The organism is Enterococcus sp. AZ156 (assembly GCF_051714165.1).
GTDB lineage: Bacteria > Bacillota > Bacilli > Lactobacillales > Enterococcaceae > Enterococcus_B > Enterococcus_B pernyi.
In genome coordinates this window covers 1,118,862-1,137,203 of record NZ_JBIORI010000001.1, presented here as the reverse complement: position 1 = coordinate 1,137,203, position 18,342 = coordinate 1,118,862, and the positions used below count along the sequence as shown (strand labels likewise).

At 38.4% G+C, this 18,342-nt stretch carries 11 protein-coding genes and 1 pseudogene; 3 read left to right on the top strand and 9 right to left on the bottom strand.

Annotated features, from left to right (window positions below):
- Window positions 1-221 precede the first annotated feature (221 nt).
- The 6 genes from IGJ95_RS05450 to IGJ95_RS05425 form a co-directional block, all read right to left on the bottom strand.
- Complete coding sequence (locus IGJ95_RS05450) at window positions 222-2,252, bottom strand: cell division site-positioning protein MapZ family protein (RefSeq protein ID WP_438761531.1); 2,031 nt, start codon at window positions 2,250-2,252, stop codon at window positions 222-224.
- Window positions 2,253-2,542: 290 nt separating this feature from the next.
- On the bottom strand, window positions 2,543-3,652 hold the full coding sequence (rpoD, locus tag IGJ95_RS05445; RefSeq protein ID WP_153830372.1) for an RNA polymerase sigma factor RpoD: 1,110 nt from the start codon (window positions 3,650-3,652) through the stop codon (window positions 2,543-2,545).
- 23 nt (window positions 3,653-3,675) lie between these two features.
- Entirely contained in the window at window positions 3,676-5,517 is a 1,842-nt protein-coding gene (dnaG, locus tag IGJ95_RS05440; RefSeq protein ID WP_153830371.1) for a DNA primase, read from the bottom strand.
- Window positions 5,518-5,685: 168 nt separating this feature from the next.
- Window positions 5,686-8,055 carry a cation-translocating P-type ATPase gene (locus tag IGJ95_RS05435; RefSeq protein WP_194179700.1) on the bottom strand — a complete coding sequence of 790 codons (2,370 nt, stop codon included), beginning with the start codon at window positions 8,053-8,055 and terminating at the stop codon, window positions 5,686-5,688.
- Between the two features lie 248 nt (window positions 8,056-8,303).
- The gene (locus IGJ95_RS05430) at window positions 8,304-9,140 is read right to left on the bottom strand and encodes a DUF368 domain-containing protein (protein ID WP_041684401.1); all 837 of its coding nucleotides are present in this window, start codon (window positions 9,138-9,140) and stop codon (window positions 8,304-8,306) included.
- A 102-nt stretch (window positions 9,141-9,242) separates the two neighbouring features.
- On the bottom strand, window positions 9,243-9,872 hold the full coding sequence (locus tag IGJ95_RS05425; protein WP_010735791.1) for a lysozyme family protein: 630 nt from the start codon (window positions 9,870-9,872) through the stop codon (window positions 9,243-9,245).
- Between the two features lie 210 nt (window positions 9,873-10,082).
- Between IGJ95_RS05425 and IGJ95_RS05420 the strand changes: the two genes are divergently transcribed.
- Both IGJ95_RS05420 and mprF read left to right on the top strand, forming a co-directional pair.
- Window positions 10,083-10,799: an alpha/beta fold hydrolase gene (locus tag IGJ95_RS05420; RefSeq protein WP_010735792.1), complete on the top strand. Its 717-nt coding sequence runs from the start codon at window positions 10,083-10,085 to the stop codon at window positions 10,797-10,799.
- A gap of 23 nt (window positions 10,800-10,822) precedes the next feature.
- Entirely contained in the window at window positions 10,823-13,408 is a 2,586-nt protein-coding gene (mprF, locus tag IGJ95_RS05415; protein ID WP_194179699.1) for a bifunctional lysylphosphatidylglycerol flippase/synthetase MprF, read from the top strand.
- 74 nt (window positions 13,409-13,482) lie between these two features.
- Here mprF and fic read toward each other — a convergent pair.
- From fic to IGJ95_RS05400, 3 genes and pseudogenes are all read right to left on the bottom strand, one after another.
- Window positions 13,483-13,995, bottom strand: a pseudogene (gene fic, locus IGJ95_RS05410) (protein adenylyltransferase Fic); the annotation flags it as partial.
- Window positions 13,996-14,174: 179 nt separating this feature from the next.
- Window positions 14,175-15,362, bottom strand: a complete 1,188-nt coding sequence (tuf, locus tag IGJ95_RS05405; protein ID WP_023519460.1) for an elongation factor Tu — start codon at window positions 15,360-15,362, stop codon at window positions 14,175-14,177.
- 407 nt (window positions 15,363-15,769) lie between these two features.
- Window positions 15,770-17,653 (bottom strand): glycosyltransferase family 2 protein, encoded by a 1,884-nt coding sequence (locus tag IGJ95_RS05400; RefSeq protein WP_023519459.1) that lies wholly within the window; start codon window positions 17,651-17,653, stop codon window positions 15,770-15,772.
- Window positions 17,654-17,894: 241 nt separating this feature from the next.
- On the opposite strand from IGJ95_RS05400, the gene IGJ95_RS05395 reads away from it, so the two are divergent.
- Window positions 17,895-18,251: a YxeA family protein gene (locus IGJ95_RS05395; protein ID WP_029594083.1), complete on the top strand. Its 357-nt coding sequence runs from the start codon at window positions 17,895-17,897 to the stop codon at window positions 18,249-18,251.
- Window positions 18,252-18,342 lie beyond the last annotated feature (91 nt).

The following is an 18,342-nucleotide window of genomic DNA, read 5'->3' as shown; positions in this document are numbered from 1 at the left end:
ACGCCATGTTTATAGATAGAGATTCTCCATAAAAGCTTAAGCCGTCAGTGTTCGACTGAAATAGGCCATAAAACCCGAAAATATCCTCATATTTTTGGATTCTAAGGCCTATTTTTGACGCTATGATAGAAAGAAAAATTGCTTCTGGACCATTGTTGTTTTGCTTTGTAGGAATAGCAAATCAGGCTGATAGAACTATACTCTAGCTAACTACCACTGATCTAGTTACTACCGTTCCCACCAAACCAACCAGTTTTACAATTGATTGTGACAATATAAAATGGTAGAGCACTTTCACCGATACCATTCATCAAAGATGATTTAGTAGAAGTCGCATAAAGGTTGTAGTATCCTTCACCGTTTTCGATGCGAGCTTTCTCTAATCGATAGCCGCCCTCTACGATGTAGCCTCGTGCAATACTTGTTGCGATCACACTTTCTTTAACTCCTGGTGCCCAATTCCAAGCAGGATTAGAAGCATCTGCGACATCACTGGCTCTTGTTTCCATGATTGGACGGTTTGCGGAGTTAGTCGCTGGCGTTGTTTGTGTCGCCTCAGTTTGTTGAGCAGCTGCCTCAGCTTGTGCTTGTGCTTCAGCCTGCGCTTGTTTCGCTTCTTCAGCTTTCTTTGCTTCTTCGGCTTTCTTCGCTTCTTCTTTTTTCGTCAAAGCTTCATCGACTTTGTCCAATTCGGTCACAAGTGCTTTGACTAATTCTGTATTTTTTACTTTCGCCACTTCTGCTTTTGCTGTGTCGTACTGCTCTTTCGTTGCTGAATCTTTTACTTGACCATCTGCATAGATCACAGCAGTTTTTTCTTTTGCTGTTTGAAGTTGTTGATACTGTTTAGTTGCTTCATCTGTCGCTTTGTCGATCAATTGACCAAATGCTGTATCTTCTGTTTCAAAACTTTGGATCGCTTGGTTAGCTTTCAATTTGGGTTCTGCGATCAGTTGATCATCTGCGATAACTGGTGTAACAAACCATTCATTGACCGTTTGGATCTGTTTGATCTTTGATTGGATATCTTCAAAGGTTTTTTCCAGATCTGCATACCCTTTTTCATCTTTGACCTCATTCAATGATGCCCTTAATTTTGATAAGTCTTGATTGATCATACTTGTACGAATGAACTGTTCATCATCATCTGAATAAAACGCAGCTAAATCTGATTGTAAATCAGCCATTTTATCTTGTTTACGTTGGGTTTCGGCAGCGATTTCTGCTTGGACTTTTTGCTGATGATCATAATACATCCAACCCCCTGCACCAAGTAAAAGCACTGCCGCACTCGTCAGGTATAATCTTTTTTTGGATTTCTTTGATCCTCGATCATTTGGCAATTCTTCTTTTTTGATGGACGCATTGCTTGTTTCTTGTTCCTCAACCTTTGTCTGTTCCGGCTGTGTTTCCACCAGTTCAGTTGTTTCAGGAGCTTCTTTTGGTTGCGGTGCATCTGTTGAAGCAGCTTTCGTACTCTCAACCTTAGAACTTTCCTCTTCGATCGGTTCAGTCGTCTCTACAGGTTCTTCCGTAGAAACTGGGGCAGTTTCTTCTATATTTGTAATTACGTCTACTTGTTCTTCTGTACTTGTTGAAGAATCTTCGACCACAGTATCTTCAATGATCGTTTCTTCTGTTGGTTCTTCCATTGGTGGCTCTTTTATTGCATCCTCTTGAGATTTTTCAGGAGAAACTTGCTCCGTTGTATTTTCCGACAAGCGAATGTCGACTGAATCCTCACCCGTTGCTGCCGCCGTTTCGATCATTCGAAGCAGCTCTTTTGCGTGTTCTTCAGTCGTATCTTCACGATGCGCCTTGATGTAAGCAGCTAGAATGGAATTTTCTTCTTCATTGTTTACTGCTTCTTTTAATTCAGCTACTCGTTTTTTCTGCTGCGCTTTTTCTCTTTGCTCAGAGGTAGCAGAGTGATCTGTCTCTGTTTTTTCTTTGCCAAGATTGGTATTTTCTTTTTTATCTACTTGATCATCCTTTGACTCAGTGCTCGTGTCACTTGAGTCAAACAACTCCATGACAGACTCCAACGGTAGATCTTTTAGTTCTGACCACTCGATTGGATCATTTACGATACTGTCTGGATAAACTTCCTCAGCTGTTTCGTCTAACGATTGATTTCCATCTGTTTGGGGTAATTGTGTCAGTTCATCTTGTTGTGGTTCAAAGTCACATTCTGGACATTTTGATTGATCTTTGATTTTTTCTGATCCACATTTTGGACATTTTTTTATCACTTAGCGATCGGCTCCTTTACTAGGTTTTCGCTACCATTAAATCTACCATAATCTAATCCACACGCCAATAGGATATCCTAAGGATTTTATAAAAAAACAAATAAGTCTTTCAGTAAAAAATAAATAACGACCGTAATGAGCTACTTTGTTTAAACGGACCTTTGTTGAAAGTTAGTCGAATTGTTTGATAAAAAACAAACCCTCAATAGCTGGAGAGATCTCCTACTTTGAGGGTTTTCTATCATTCAAGAAAAATGATCTGTTTTTTTGTTAAAAAAATTATTTCTTGATTATTCCAAGAAATCTTTCAATTGTTTTGAGCGTGATGGGTGGCGAAGTTTTCTTAATGCTTTTGCTTCGATTTGTCGAATACGTTCACGAGTCACGCCGAAGACTTTACCTACTTCTTCCAACGTACGTGTACGGCCATCATCTAAGCCAAAACGCAAACGTAAGACGTTTTCTTCACGATCTGTCAAAGTATCTAAGACATCTTCTAATTGTTCTTTCAATAATTCATACGCTGCATGTTCCGCAGGACTAGTTGCTTCTTGGTCCTCGATAAAATCACCTAAATGTGAATCATCTTCTTCACCGATTGGTGTTTCTAATGAGACAGGTTCTTGAGCGATTTTTAAGATTTCGCGTACTTTTTCTGTAGGAAGATCCATTTCAGCACCGATTTCTTCAGGCGTTGGTTCTCTTCCTAAGTCTTGTAGTAATTGACGTTGGATACGGATCAATTTATTGATGGTTTCCACCATATGCACTGGAATACGAATCGTACGGGCTTGGTCAGCAATCGCACGTGTGATCGCTTGACGGATCCACCAAGTTGCGTAGGTAGAAAATTTGAACCCTTTACGGTAGTCAAATTTTTCAACAGCTTTCATCAATCCCATATTTCCTTCTTGGATCAAATCTAAAAATTGCATCCCACGACCCACATATCTTTTGGCAATACTTACAACTAAACGAAGGTTAGCTTCAGCTAAGCGTTGTTTCGCTTCCTGGTCGCCTTCTTCGATCTTCAATGCTAATGCTACTTCTTCTTCTGCAGTTAAAAGGGAGACGCGGCCAATTTCTTTGAGGTACATCCGAACAGGATCATTGATTTTGACGCCTGTCGGTGCAGAAAGATCTTCTGTTTTCGCTTGTTCTGCTTTTTTCTCAGCACTTTTCAGACTATGGATCGATGGTTCACCATTTTCGTCAACGACGCTGATACCTGCGTCCTCTACTTTTTGGATCAACTTATCCATTTCATCTGCATTTAAAGTGAATGGTGTCGCAAGTTTATTTGATAGATCATCATAAATCACTTGCCCGTTTGGTTTATTTTCTTTAATGAACGCTGCCACTGCTGCTTCATATTTTTTAACATCTGTTCCATTTGCCATAAAAGAAGGCCCCCTTTAAGTAGCTATTCGGCTTGTTTTAACTGTTTCGTTAAATTGATGATCTCAATCGTCAATTCCAATTCTAACTGTTTGTTCCCAGTACGTCGTGCTTCTTGCTGCATCTGTTTTTTTGTTATGATTTCTTCAGCTAAGCCCGATTTACTGATCACTCTCAGTAAGTCTTGGATCTCACGTGGCGTACTTTCTTCAGCCATTCGCATATATTCGATCTCGACCACTATCCGCCTTAAATTTTCATCTTGCAAGAAGTCTAAAAACTCCGCAAGTTTGAATTCTCCATTTTGAGATACAAACGCATCAAATAAAAAATAGATTTCTGCATAAGTATCATGAATAAATTGAACGCCTTGTTCCTTGAGTAGATTACGCACAGCAAGTTCTTTGAACGCTCGATACAATAGCATTTGTTCTGCTTTTTCAACCTGAGATAGTGGGCGTTTTTGTCTGATCGTTCCAGATTTTACGGACACCTGCTCTGTCGTTGGTTGAGCTTGTTCTTGCTTGGTTGGTTGATTCTTTCGGCGCAGATCACGTATTTGTTTTTGCATCGTTTCTCGACTCAGCTGAAATTCTGCTGATAACTGCGTTAGATACATGTCTTGTTCGATTGGCGAAACAACTTTACTCAATTCACTTAGTACCGCTTCAAGATATTCAATTTTATCTTTTTCATTTTCCAGATTTTTTTCTTGCTTCAAATAACGCGATTTAAAAGCAAAAATGGTTTCTCGTCCGTGTAAAACTAATTCTTGAAAAGCCTCTTCCCCATACTTTCTCAAGTACTCATCTGGATCGAGTTTTTCTGGGATCGCTACGACAGATAATTGCATTCGACTATTTTGACGCAGTAGTTCGATGCCTCGGTTCGTAGCTTCTACACCCGCACGGTCACCATCATAACAAAACACTAATTCTTTTGTCAGTTTTTCCATCTGCTGGATCTGTTGAGTCGTCAGACTTGTTCCCATGGAGGCTAAACCAGTCTTGAGACCCGCTTGCCATGCAGCGATAACATCCATAAATCCTTCGAATAGTAAGATTTCACCCGACTTGCGGATCTCACTACGTGCTTTGTCTAAGTTGAATAAGACTTGTCTTTTGTTGAATAGATCCGTTTCAGGACTGTTCAAATATTTTGGTTGATCTTTTGCATCGTGTTCACTAGCCAAGTAACGACCAGAAAACCCGATCGTCCGACCTTGACCATTACGAAGAGGAAACATGATCCGTTGATAAAAACGATCCGACATCCGTCCATCATCATGTGTCACAAACAAGCCGGACTGCTTGAATACTTCCTCAGAATAGTCTTCATTTTGGAACACTTGTTGTAAAAATGAGCGTTCATTTGGCGCAAAACCGATCTTGAATTCTTCGATCAACTCGGTGGTCAGACCACGTTCGAGTAAATAATTTAACGCTGTCTCACCTACTTTTGTGTGCAACAACATGTGATGATAAACTTCTACTGCTTTTTCATGAGCCGCGATCAATTTACCAGTAGCTGAATCTCCGGTTTGAGTAGTCAGCGTTTGTTGTCGCCACTGATCTTCGAGTTGGATCTGTTCTAAATCAGCGACCTTGACCACTGCTTCTGGAAAAGACAGACCTTCCAATTCTTGAAGAAACGTAAAGACATTCCCACCTTTTCCACAACCAAAGCAATGGAAAATCTGCTTATCTTCCGCAACCGAAAATGAAGGAGTACGTTCTTCATGGAAAGGGCAGAGACCTAAATAATTCTTCCCAGATTTTTTCAACTGGACGTATTGCCCAATCACCTCAACGATATTCGTTTGATTACGAATCGTCTCAATGGTCTCTTGAGGGATCCTTTGAGCCATATTCTCACCCCCTGCATTAGTTGATATCTCATACTCATCGACAAGACATTTCAGGAGAATAACCGGTAAAAAATCGCACTAACGAAAATCAGTGCGATTTTAAAGGACACAATTATACATGTTTCATTGTACCATATTCCTATACTTTTTCAAGTGATAGATACTGGATTATATGACATTTTCTTCCACTTGAGTATGATGAGTTTTATTTGCATTTACTTTATTCAATAATTTGTTTTGTATGCCTAATTTCCAATATCCTAAACGTAATAACACATTCAAAACCATAAAGCCAACAAAATATGGCCAAGTATTTCCTAACCCAAGATTGACTTCTAATATATGATGGAAAAGCATCGCAGCAACATAAATACCGACCACTGTGGTGACTGCTAAGAAAATCCGTAATAGATTGAATGGCAAGCAGGCTTTGATCACTGCCAGACAGCTGATCCCAATCAATAAATAATACATCAATGTCGTTGTTTCACCAGATGTCCAACCTTGGTTGTGACCGATCAGGTAAATCGCCACAGTATTGAAAGCAACAAGCAATGCATTAGGTAATGCATTGACTAGCGCAGTAGGCAGATAGCGATAATCGACTTTTCGTTTATCATTCTCAAATGATAAGAAGAAAGATGGATACCCTTCGATAGCAAGATCGATCAACGTAATCTGGATCGGAATAAATGGGAATCCGATAGCCGTCACTGCACATAAAATCGATAAGATAAATGAATAGATTGTCTTAATAAAGAAAATACCTGAAACTTTCGTTACGTTATTCACGACTCGGCGTCCCTCAAACAATACCTCGGGCAATGTCGTAAAATCAGAATCTAACAAGACAAGATTAGCAATTTGTCGTGTCGCTCCGTCTCCTTCTGCCATCGCAATACTACAATCGGCTTCACGTAAAGCCAATACATCGTTTACGCCATCTCCAGTCATTGCAACTGTTCGTCCACTTGCTTTCAGTTCGTTGACTAAGAGTTTCTTTTGTTGCGGACTCACTCGCCCAAAAACTGTATATTGATGCGCCGCTTTTCTGACTTCTGCTTCTTCTGTCAAATCAGATAGATCAACATACGATTGATAGTTGGGCAAATCAGCACGTCGCGCAATATTTGACACCGTAAAAGGATTGTCTCCAGAAATCACTTTCAAGTCTACCCCTTCTTCGTGTAGATAAGCTAAGGTTTCTTGCGCGTTTTTACGGATAGGATCATCGATTTCAAACAAAGCAATCGGTTCAACCCCTTGAGGATCGCCTGAAGACAACGTTTGATTGGGAGCAAGACCTAACATCAATACACGAAACCCGTTGGCCTGGGCTTCCACTAAACTTTCCGGCAACTGATCGTCTGCCACTAACCGTTCCGGAGCCCCGACATAGACTACACCTAGTTCAGGAAATTCCATTGCGCCCCATTTGCGGTCAGATGAAAAGGCTAATTTTTCTCCGACATCGTAACGATTAGAAATCTCGAAATACTCTCTCAACGCACGCATTGTGACATTGTTATCGCTACTTTCAGCTAAATATGTCCCCATAATGGTTGGAATCATTTTTTCATAGGTTTTATTTAAGGGTTCGACTCGTTGGATGCTCATTTTTCCTTCGGTGATCGTCCCTGTTTTATCAAGACATAATGTATCTACATGTGCCAATGTTTCGATCGAATACATATCTTGGACTAAGATTCGTTTCTTCGCTAGTTTAGTTACACCAGTCGTCAATGCGATACTGATCAATAACACTAATCCTTTTGGTAACATTCCCAGTAAGGCCGCCGCAGAAGCAACGACTGATAGTTGGATCGACGCATTTCGAATGAACAAAGCTTCCAAGAATAAGATGATCCCTAAAGGAATGATCACAAAACTTGTAAACTTAGATACTTTGCGGATCGATTCCACAAGTTCCGAATGAATTTCCTTGTGTGTTTTTGCTTCGTTGGTCAAGCGGACAGCATAATTATCTGCCCCAACACGGATAACTGTAGCAAAGACAGAGCCACTAGTCAGGTAACTACCAGAAAGTAATTCTGCTCCTGACTCTTTGACGATCAAATCAGATTCACCGGTCAGTAAAGCTTCATTTGCCTCTGCCCGACCACTGATCACTTGCAAGTCTGAAGGAATCTGTTCACCCGCACCGATTTTTACAAGATCGCCTAAAACTAGTTCTTTCGTTGCAATCATCTGTTCTTTCCCATCACGAATGACGGTTACTTCCGCCTGTGAGACGATTGATAATCGGCGCACAAGATTACGCGCATGGATTTCCTGATAGATCCCCATGGTGATATTTACAAAAATAATTGCTAAGTAAGCCATGTTTGAATAGGCTCCAACTAGTAATAAGCATAGTCCTATTCCTAAGTTCAAAAAATTGAATAATGTTAAAATATTATCGCTGAAAATTTGTTTCGTACTTTTTGTAGCATCCTCTTGGTAATCATTCTGTTGACCAGAGGCACGTCTTTGGCTCACTTCATTTTCTGTAAGTCCCTTTAATTCTTTCATTTCCATATCACGCCAACTTTCAAAAATAATCACTTCAATTAGTCTAGCTGTTTCTACGATTAAAAACAACTCGTTTTTTTAATTTTAAAAAAAGATAGAAAAATCAAAAAACAGCGGATCTGTTTTCTATTTTTCTATCTCACCATATACTTCACCTAGAAAAATCACAGAAGAGAATCGTTTCTTCGAACCATCTATCAAGAACTTGGCTGATTGAATACAACGATCACGTGACTTTTCTTCTTGTGCTTCTTCTACTTATACTGCTCTTCTAAACGGCTCATCCACCAGCCTAGTGCAGCACCAGCAATGAATAACACTAGACATGCCAAGATACCTAAAATGCCAAGTCCACTATAATTTGTAGGAATGATCATGATCGTGGATGCAAAAACAATGCCTAGAATAAAATGGAATAATTTGCTATAAGCTTTTGAGAAAATAAAATCCATTACTTTGGAAAGACCTAGTACACACACGATTCCGCCGATTGCAATAGGAATGATCACTTCTAAACGCACTTCTTTAAATCCATCAGCCATCGCTTTATACAGTCCCATGTAAACTAAAAAATTCGATGGACTTAATCCAGGAACGATCATTCCGAGACCAATCAAACCGCCTGCCATCATCCAGGTATAGACATTTTGTTCTACTTGCCCATCAAATAAACGGGCACCATATAACAAGAAAAGATAACCTAAAATAAATGTCACAACCATAATAATGAGATCTGTATTGTTTCGGCCTTTTTTCCCTGACTCTTTCCATAAAGCGGGCACCGTTCCAGCAATACATCCCACAAAGAACCACAAAATCGTTGTTTCATAGGCCCCTAGTAAAAAACTGACTAAAAAAGACAGCAAGAATACGCCAGTGACACCACCTAAGCCGACTGGTAAAAAGAATAAGACGTTTTCTTTAAAGTTTCTAGTGATATGTGCTAAGAATGAAATCAGCCGCTCATACATTCCAAATACTGCTGCTAAAGCTCCTCCGCTCACTCCCGGCAAGATAAATCCTGAGCCGATAAACATTCCTTTGAAAAATCTTAATCCCCAATCTTTCGTTGTATTCTCTCTTTTCTCCATTACTTTTTGATTTTCTTCCACTCGTCCAAGCACTCCTTCTTTCCATTCATTGTATTCATTATTCGTCTTGCTTTGATTTGCAGTTGGTTCGATCCAACAGGCTTAAAAAATATTTTCATACCATTCAAGAAACTGTTGGTTCATCTTCACTACATCTGCATAAAACATATTACCACCATTATGGTATAAATACCCACCATTATACAATAATGACTGGATTCGCCAATAGCGATAGGTTTTTTTGTTGTCATTGCCTAAAAGCGGACTCAACACATCCCTAGAATACTCTTCGGCTAAACGGACCGTGTTCTTCCCGCCTCTTTCGTTGACGTAAGCAATATAGTCTTTGCCAAAATTGTACGCTTGGATCGCTGTCGCCAGATCGCAACCTAATGCTTTCGCCTCAGCTATCATCTCTGAGAGGTATTTGACTCCTTGGTCAATACTTCCTTCTTGTGTCGTGATCGCCTCCATCTGTCCATAGGCACTTTCCGAACTTTGCATCAAATCGACACCATTTCCTCTTGATTCAGTAAGTATGATTGCCTTCACTAGATTCTCATGTTCTTGCATTTGATACTTTTCTAATGCTGACGAAATCTCTGGCTGATAATTTTCTACACGCTTGATCGATTGATATGTTCTACCGAATAGAAAAAGAATCGTTGCCAGAATCGTGAAGACAAATAGACCTACGATCATACGGAAGATTGATTTTCTTTTTTTCTTCATTCAAACCCACCTAGCTATTTGACATCTTTTTTTATCTTACTATTTCTTTTCATTCTTGGCTATTTTTTCTCTGTTTTTTCTTATTTAATTTAATAAAAAATGAATGTTTCATTTTCCCTTTCATCTTACGAAAATGATCGTTCGTTTTATAGAGTTTCGATTTCTAAAATAGATAAAGAGCGTTATAATTCAAAATAGTAGGTGATAAATGTGAAAAGAGAAAAGAAATTTGCAAAAATGGCAGATGGTACTGACATCTATTATGAAAAAAGTGGACATGGATTTCCCCTCTTGCTACTTCATGGAAATGACGGGAGCGGTGATTTCTTTTCAGAACAAGTGCCCGTTTTAGAACAATACTTTACGATCTATCTCATCGATAGTCGCGGGCATGGACAATCGACAAATCAAGCAGGAACATTGAATTTTCGTTTGATGGCAGATGATTTATTGACAGTCATGCTGCTGGAACAAATCTCACAAGCGAATATCTTGGGATTTAGTGATGGAGCCAATCTTGCCTTAGTTTTTTCAAGCAATTATCCAGATAGGGTCAATCGCTTGATTTTAAATTCGGGTAATACACGGTTGAATGGGGTTCTCTGGTCCTCACGACTACTCAGTGCTTTTCACTATTTCTTTGTTTGGTTGCGCGCACTGTTCCAGCCACATTTACGTCAGCATTTATTGGTCATCGATTTATTGCTTCATGATATTGGCCTCACGACAGAACATTTAGAAAAAATCAATTGCCCAACACTGATCATCGTCGGTAAAAAAGATGTCATCAAACTGAAACATTCGCTTTATTTAGCGAAAACGATCCCTAATGCTTCATTTGTTCTCGTCACAGGACAAGGACACCAATTAGCTCGCCAAAACCCAGAACGCTTCAATCAAGAAGTTTTAGACTTCTTGACAAAATAAATTTGAAAATAGTAGGTGATTTTTTGTTCAAGCCAATCATTCAGTGGTTCAAAAGCCACTTGAGACTTATCAAAACGATTTTTTTGATTTCTGTATTAGTGATTATTATTCGTGAATTGATGACAATCAGTACTTTGTTATCTGCGGACCAACTAGCTCAAACATTTTCCACGATCCCACTCTGGAAAATTGGTGTCATGTTTTTGATTGGGTTGATTTCTATTCTACCCATGATTGGATATGATTTGATTTTCAACAAGTTACTAAATCAAAAGCAAAAGCCATTATATTTATTTGAAACAAGTTGGATGATCAATACCATTAATAACATTGCTGGATTTGGTGGCTTTGTCAGTATCGGTTTACGATCCGAACTCTACGGTCAAAGAAAAGATAGCAAACAAGTCATGCAAGCTTTATCCAAAGTATTTTTATTTTTGATGGCGGGTTTATCTCTGTATAGTTTAGTCTCGTTTTTTTTGGTCTTCTTTACTCCTGTCGCTCCGTTTCTTAAACAGTATTGGATTTGGTTGATTGCCGGTGGTTTGTATTTCCCCATCGTTTTTATTTTTACCACGATCAAAAAAGAAGGCTATGTTGGTGGTCTTTCAATTAAATCCCAAGGGCAATTGTTACTCGTTTCCTTATTGGAATGGACGGGTGTCTTAGGAACCTTTCTTGCAGTCGGCTATTTGATGGAGATCCCCATCGATCTATGGCAAACAATCCCTCTATTTATCGCTGCTTCAGTTATCGGGATCATCTCAATGATCCCAGGAGAAATCGGTAGTTTTGATGTGATGATGATCTTTGGTTTATCAGCTCTAGGTATCCCTAAAGAAACCGTTGTGATCTGGATCTTGCTTTATCGGATCTTCTATTACTTTATTCCATTTTTCATTGGATTAGTTTTCTTCTTTAAAAATGTCGGTGTATCGATCGACCAACGATACTCTGGTATTCCAAAGCAATTAGCGACCCAGATTGCCCGGAAGATCCTGGTGATCTTAATGTATTTTTCTGGCATCATGTTGGTTCTTTCAGCAACGATCCCGCAAGCATTTACTGAGTTTCGTTGGTTGCATCATATCAATCCTATAAAGATGCATTTTATTATGCAATTCCCAAGCATATTGTTAGGCTTCTTGTTTGTTATTATGGGACGAGGCATCGCAGCCAGAGTCAAGCGTGTCTACTGGCCAACCATTTTTTTGATCCTTGTTTCATTAATTTATGTTGGACTGAATGATCTAAGCACTACTGGCATTATTTTCTTACTATTGCTATTAGGTATCGTGATCGCTTCACGTAATGAATTGTTCAGAGATCAATTTATCTACTCGTGGGAATGGTTGACGATCGATGGGTTGATCATAGGTGCATTGACCGTTTTATATATCGTGATCGGTGTTTATAATATGCCCACTTTCCCACATCGTAATCATCGGTTTATTTCATTTTTTCTATTTCCATCAGAAAAAATTTGGTTGTCTGGTTTTCTAGCAATTTTAGCAGTAGCCTTTATCATGATTTTATTTGTCCACTATCTCCAAGGTAAAAAATCACAAGTTGGACAAGAGTTAGATGAAGCGGTCGCCACCACGATTTTAGAAACTTACGGCGGTAATTCAGATAGTCAACTGATTTTTTTGAAAGATAAACGGATGTTTACCTATGAAAAAGACGGGGAAGCAACCGTCTTGTTACAATTTGCTAGTTATAACAATAAGTGTGTGGTGATGGGCGATCCCTCAGGCAAAAAAGAAGATTTTCCAGAAGCGATCGAAGCCTTTATCGCAGAAACAGATCGCTTATGCTACTTGCCAGTCTTTTATGAAACGAGCGAAGAACTGGTTATGATCCTTCATGAATTTGGCTATGATTTTATCAAAATGGGCGAAGAAGGCCATGTTTCGTTAGCCGACTTCACGACTTCTGGGAAAAAAATGAAAGGCACACGTGCGATACTGAATCGCATCGAACGAGAAGGATTCACGTTTGAGGTACTTCAGCCCCCATATTCATCCCAACAAATGGCTGAGCTTAAAACCATTTCTGATCGTTGGCTAGGCAGTCGCAAAGAAAAAGGCTTCTCATTAGGTTTCTTCTCAGAAGACTATTTACAGCGAGCACCGATTGCAGTCGTCAAAAACGATCAAGATGAGTTGGTCGCTTTCGCTTCGATCATGCCGACTTATACGAATGATAAGATCGGAACGATTGATTTGATGCGCTATGATCCAGATACTGCCCCTTCCGGCAGCATGGACTATTTATTCATCCATCTTTTTGAATATATGAAGGAGGAAAATATCCGATGGTTCAATTTGGGTATGGCTCCTTTGTCTAATGTTGGGACTTCAAGAAAAAGTTTCATTCAAGAACGGATTGCTTATCTAGTCTATGAATTTGGCTCACATTTCTATTCTTTTCAAGGGTTGAGAGAATACAAAGATAAATATGCCACCAACTGGAAATCTCGCTATACACTTTATTCAAGAGATAGTTGGATCGCTTATGTAATGATCACGTTATTGATCATTGACAATGCGCCCGTTGATCAAAAAACAAAACCTTTGAATGGCTTAAAAAAATGGTTCCGTAAATAAAAAAACGCCTGATTTTGCTGTTTTAGTCAAAATCAGGCGTACTTTGTTTATTCATAAAACATTTTTTCCTTCTGTTATAAATCATCAATCGTATATTCAGAGTAACCTTCATAAAAATAACTCACATCGATCCCTTTCATATACAGTTCACGATCGGAAATCTTATCTGTCAACGCGTTAGAAATCAAATAGCTGATTTCTAAGTCATTGATCGGACTACGTTCCATTGCAGATAAATAATCCGACTTGTCAATTAGATTCCAGTCAACCACTTTCTGTATCTCCGATTTCAAAATGAGATCTAACCAAATTCTAGTACTCCTACCGTTCTCTTCACGAAAAGGATGAGCGATGTTCATCTCTACATTTTTTTTGATGATTTCTTCAAAAGTAGACTGTGGCATTTGGTCAATATGTTTTAGAGAATACTCTAAATACATGACCGGCGCAAACCGAAAATTTCCCTTTGCACTATTTACTGAGCGAATTTCCCCAATAAAATCATCGATTTCAGAAAACAAATAGTCATGGATTTCGCTCAACCCTTTGAACGTTCAAATTTCTAATTCATCTATTCTTCCAGAATCTCATAAAATGTTGTTCGAAGATTCCCCCCACAAAAAAAAGCGAGAAACCCAAAAATTCAAAGAAATTTTCGAGTTTGCTCGCTTTTTTATCGGTGATTAACACTTCTATTACAACCATTGGACAAGATATTCAAGTAAATACCTTGTCCACAGGTTTTATATTTTTTTTATATAAATACTTACGCTTCGATTTCTGTTACCATTCCTGAACCGACAGTTCGACCACCTTCACGAATAGAGAAAGTCGTTCCTTGTTCGATTGCCACTGGATGGATCAATTCTACGTCGATGGTTACGTTGTCACCAGGCATAACCATTTCTGTTCCTTCTGGCAACACGATCGTACCTGTTACGTCTGTTGTGCGGAAATAAAATTGTGGGCGGTAGTTATTGAAGAACGGTGTATGACGTCCGCCTTCTTCTTTCGTCAATACATAAACTTCCGCTTTAAATTTTGTATGTGGTGTGATTGAACCAGGTTTCGCAATTACTTGACCACGTTCAATATCTTCTCTTTGAATACCACGTAACAAGATTCCGACGTTATCTCCAGCTTCGCCATAATCTAACGTTTTACGGAACATCTCTACCCCTGTCACAACCGCTTTTTTCGTTTCAGGTTTGATTCCGATGATCTCGATTTCATCACCGACACGAACAGCTCCACGGTCGATCCGACCAGATGCTACCGTTCCGCGACCAGTGATTGAGAAAACATCTTCAACTGGTAAAAGCAATGGTTTGTCGGTATCACGTTCTGGTGTTGGGATATAGTCATCCACTGTTTCCATCAATTCATTGATCGCAGCTTCTGCTTCTGGGTCACCTTGCAATGCTTTCAATGCAGAGCCTTTGATGACAGGTGTGTCATCACCTGGGAAACCATATTCATTCAATAATTCACGAACTTCCATTTCTACAAGATCGATCAATTCTTCATCATCGACCAAATCAACTTTATTCAAAAATACAATCAAATATTTTACACCAACTTGACGTGACAAAAGGATATGCTCGCGAGTTTGAGGCATTGGTCCGTCTGTCGCAGAAACAACTAAGATCGCACCATCCATTTGAGCGGCACCTGTGATCATGTTCTTCACATAATCCGCATGTCCTGGTGCATCGATATGTGCATAGTGACGTTTATCAGTTTCATATTCTACGTGTGCTGTGTTGATGGTGATCCCACGTTCACGTTCTTCTGGAGCTGCATCAATGCTTGCATAATCTTGAGGATTTGCTAAGCCTTTTTTCCCTAATACTGTCGTGATTGCAGCAGTCAATGTGGTCTTCCCATGGTCAACGTGCCCAATGGTTCCGATGTTTACGTGTGGTTTACTTCTATCAAAATGTTCTTTTGCCATAATTAACAAACCTCCTAAATAGTCTTATGCACTGAATGATTTCAGCTCATCGTCCATAACAGTTTTTTCAGTATAAACTCAAAAAAATCATCTACACTTACTTTTTGTAAGTTATGAACAAACCCTATTATACGTCAAAATTGGTCAAAGTCAATTAAAGTGTTTCGATACACTATTTCAATAAAAAGTGAGTGGGACATTAGTCTTCACGCATATTCTAAAAGGGAATATACAGCGGGGACAGAAGTAAACTCTTCGGAAATAAGACGGCAGCCACAAAAATTTGAAGAACAATTTACGTAGCTGTCGTCTTATTTCTCGAGCCTAAATACTTCTGTGCCGACCTCTGTCATAACGCTATTGTTATTATTGACAGCGTTCGTTTTCTATTAGTAATAGTCATACTCTCAACTTTGTAAAGTATCGGTTTCCATATCGAATTCTAATTGTTTTGCTGCATTCAACTGATCACTGTAGTAACTTGCAAGTTCTTCTGCAGAAGCTTGTGTCAAATTGTTAAATGAGAAAGTCGCATATCTCCCATGATTTTCTTTACATATCGAATTGATTCTAAGTCCAGTTTTCTCATCCATAAATAAATAAGCTTTCCCAGGTGTAAAAGTGGGAGTAACTAATTTTTTGGAACGAAGTCTAAATCCGTTATAACTCATTTGATACATCTCAAATGATTGGGATAGATAACTTAGTTGTTTCTTTGTTACAATGCTCAATGCTTCACTGTCGCTTTCAATTGTTCGATTTTTACCAATCAAAATCGCATAGAATAATCCATAGAGGTTATACACTGACCATAGAAGTGTCACAATATAGCCTGTTTCATATCCTTCTCCTCGATAAAGTCGGTACAATGCAACGATAGAGGCGAAAGCGATCCAACCAAATAGTAACATGTGAGGAAAAACTGTTCGCCAATCAAATGATTGACTGTCAACAAGTTCCTTTTTTGTCACTTTGAATTTTTTTTCCGAATGAAAGAACTCTTTGATCAATGCTCTAGTATGGATCGGCGCGACAAAACAATCATAGATATGCGAAGTAGTAAGATTCCTGATTTTAGGAACATACAACCGAAACGAAAGAGAAATCATGACAAACGGTGGTAAAAAGAACAATAATAACTGATTGTTGTTACTTCGAACAATAAATATATCAAAGACCATAAAAAGAGTTGGTGCTAATAAAAAAATGATTTTTTGAAATGAAGTAAACCAGTACAAATAAGAATTATAGTAACACAATTTTTGCATACGAGATAACCCTTTAAATTTACGTGGTTTAAAATGGTCAAATATTTGCTTTGTACCTTGGGCCCAACGTGTCCGTTGAGAGGACAGCTCTCGAGCTGTATAAGGCGTGATTCCCAAAGCATAAGCTTTATTTATGAAAATCGTTTCATAACCAGCATTTTGCAATAACATCCCTGTTGCCATATCTTCAGTAATGCTTTTTGTTGGGACGCCACCTATCTCCTCTAAAGCACTGCGTCGAATGATAGCGTTGGTCCCGATATGGATCAACGCATTTTCACGTGAAAGAGCTGGTTCTAAAAAACGCATAAATAATTCCTGTTCATTGTAAAATGATTTTCTCAATAATTGGAAGGGATCTTTATTATAAAAAGTTTGAGGATATTGAATTAACGCAACCTTTGGATTTCTAAAATAATCGATAGCCTCGTAAATAATATTTTTCTTAACGATGAAATCAGCATCTAAAAGCAAAATCAAGTCGCTACTTGTTTGTGAAAGTGCATAGTTGATATTTCCTGCCTTTGCGTTCTCGTTACCTTCTCTTGTCAGATAACCAATATGGTATTTTTCTGCAAGTTCTTTCAATTCCTCACGATGACCATCATCACAAATATATATTTTCTTATTTGGATAACGTAACGCTTTGACAGCCAAAGCAGTCGCAATCACTAATTTATTATCCTCATTATACGTACATATAAACGCTGCTACACTTGGTTGAAATGGCTCCTCATCGTAATGAACTCTCATGGACTCTTTCGACAACTTATTAGAAAACAAGTAAATAAAAAAACCATACACAAATAAACCAATAAATTCTGCCACATATAAAATAAGACCGAAAGTTAATGATATCACGCCATCATTTGGGATCGTGTAGAAAAGACGCCAGATCAAGTATACAACCAAAAATGCTAAAGTTAATTTGGAAAAGAATGGTTTTATCTTATTGTTTCTTTTTGCTAACACATAAAGTCCAAAAATTATACCAAACAAACCAACTAAATAATACAGTTCCATTTTAATACCACCTTTCATAACATTATTATATAATTTGTGTTTTTTTAAGCAAAGCAACTAGCTCTCCTAAAATTCGATTATCGTAAGCTCAACTTTGAAAAATGTTCTCACAGAAAACTTAAGTATTTTATACATAAAACGGCGAATATGCCATTATTATATATAAATACGATAAATTTTGGACTTTCGATAGACGAATAATAGATTTTGTTGAATAATAGTATCCGAGGTGAAAAAAATGATAAAAAAATTGATAGCATTATTGATTGTATTGGGAATTTTCCTAGGAGGAAGCTTTATCGCTTATGATTATTTCTATGGCGGTGAAACTTATTATACAAAAATCACCACTAACGGAGAAAAAGAAGTTGACTCAGCAGACAATGACATGGACGTTTCTATTTATGTATACGACCAAAATGCTTACAACGCACAAGGAGAAGAAAAAGCAGTCACTTTACGTGAAGCGAGAGAACGTCCTTTAAAAATGGATGCTTATTTAAAACTAAAAGTCAATTCACGTAAAGGCGTCATCAGTTGGGAAGAAGTAACAGCTTCTCAAGTGCCGGACAAAGCGTTAGATCAATTAGATCAATGAACCAGTTTACAATAAACAACACAAAAAAGGCAGTCAACACCCACAAGACTTGAAAAACGATCTTCGTGGATATTGACTGCTTTTTTACTAT

Bases quoted from the DNA above. Each gene is read 5' to 3' on its own strand.
- rpoD (WP_153830372.1), bottom strand. From the start codon at position 3,652: ATGGCAAATGGAACAGATGTTAAAAAATATGAAGCAGCAGTGGCAGCG.
- dnaG (WP_153830371.1), bottom strand. From the start codon at position 5,517: ATGGCTCAAAGGATCCCTCAAGAGACCATTGAGACGATTCGTAATCAA.
- IGJ95_RS05435 (WP_194179700.1), bottom strand. From the start codon at position 8,055: ATGGAAATGAAAGAATTAAAGGGACTTACAGAAAATGAAGTGAGCCAA.
- IGJ95_RS05430 (WP_041684401.1), bottom strand. From the start codon at position 9,140: ATGGAGAAAAGAGAGAATACAACGAAAGATTGGGGATTAAGATTTTTC.
- IGJ95_RS05425 (WP_010735791.1), bottom strand. From the start codon at position 9,872: ATGAAGAAAAAAAGAAAATCAATCTTCCGTATGATCGTAGGTCTATTT.
- tuf (WP_023519460.1), bottom strand. From the start codon at position 15,362: ATGGCAAAAGAACATTTTGATAGAAGTAAACCACACGTAAACATCGGA.
- IGJ95_RS05400 (WP_023519459.1), bottom strand. From the start codon at position 17,653: ATGGAACTGTATTATTTAGTTGGTTTGTTTGGTATAATTTTTGGACTT.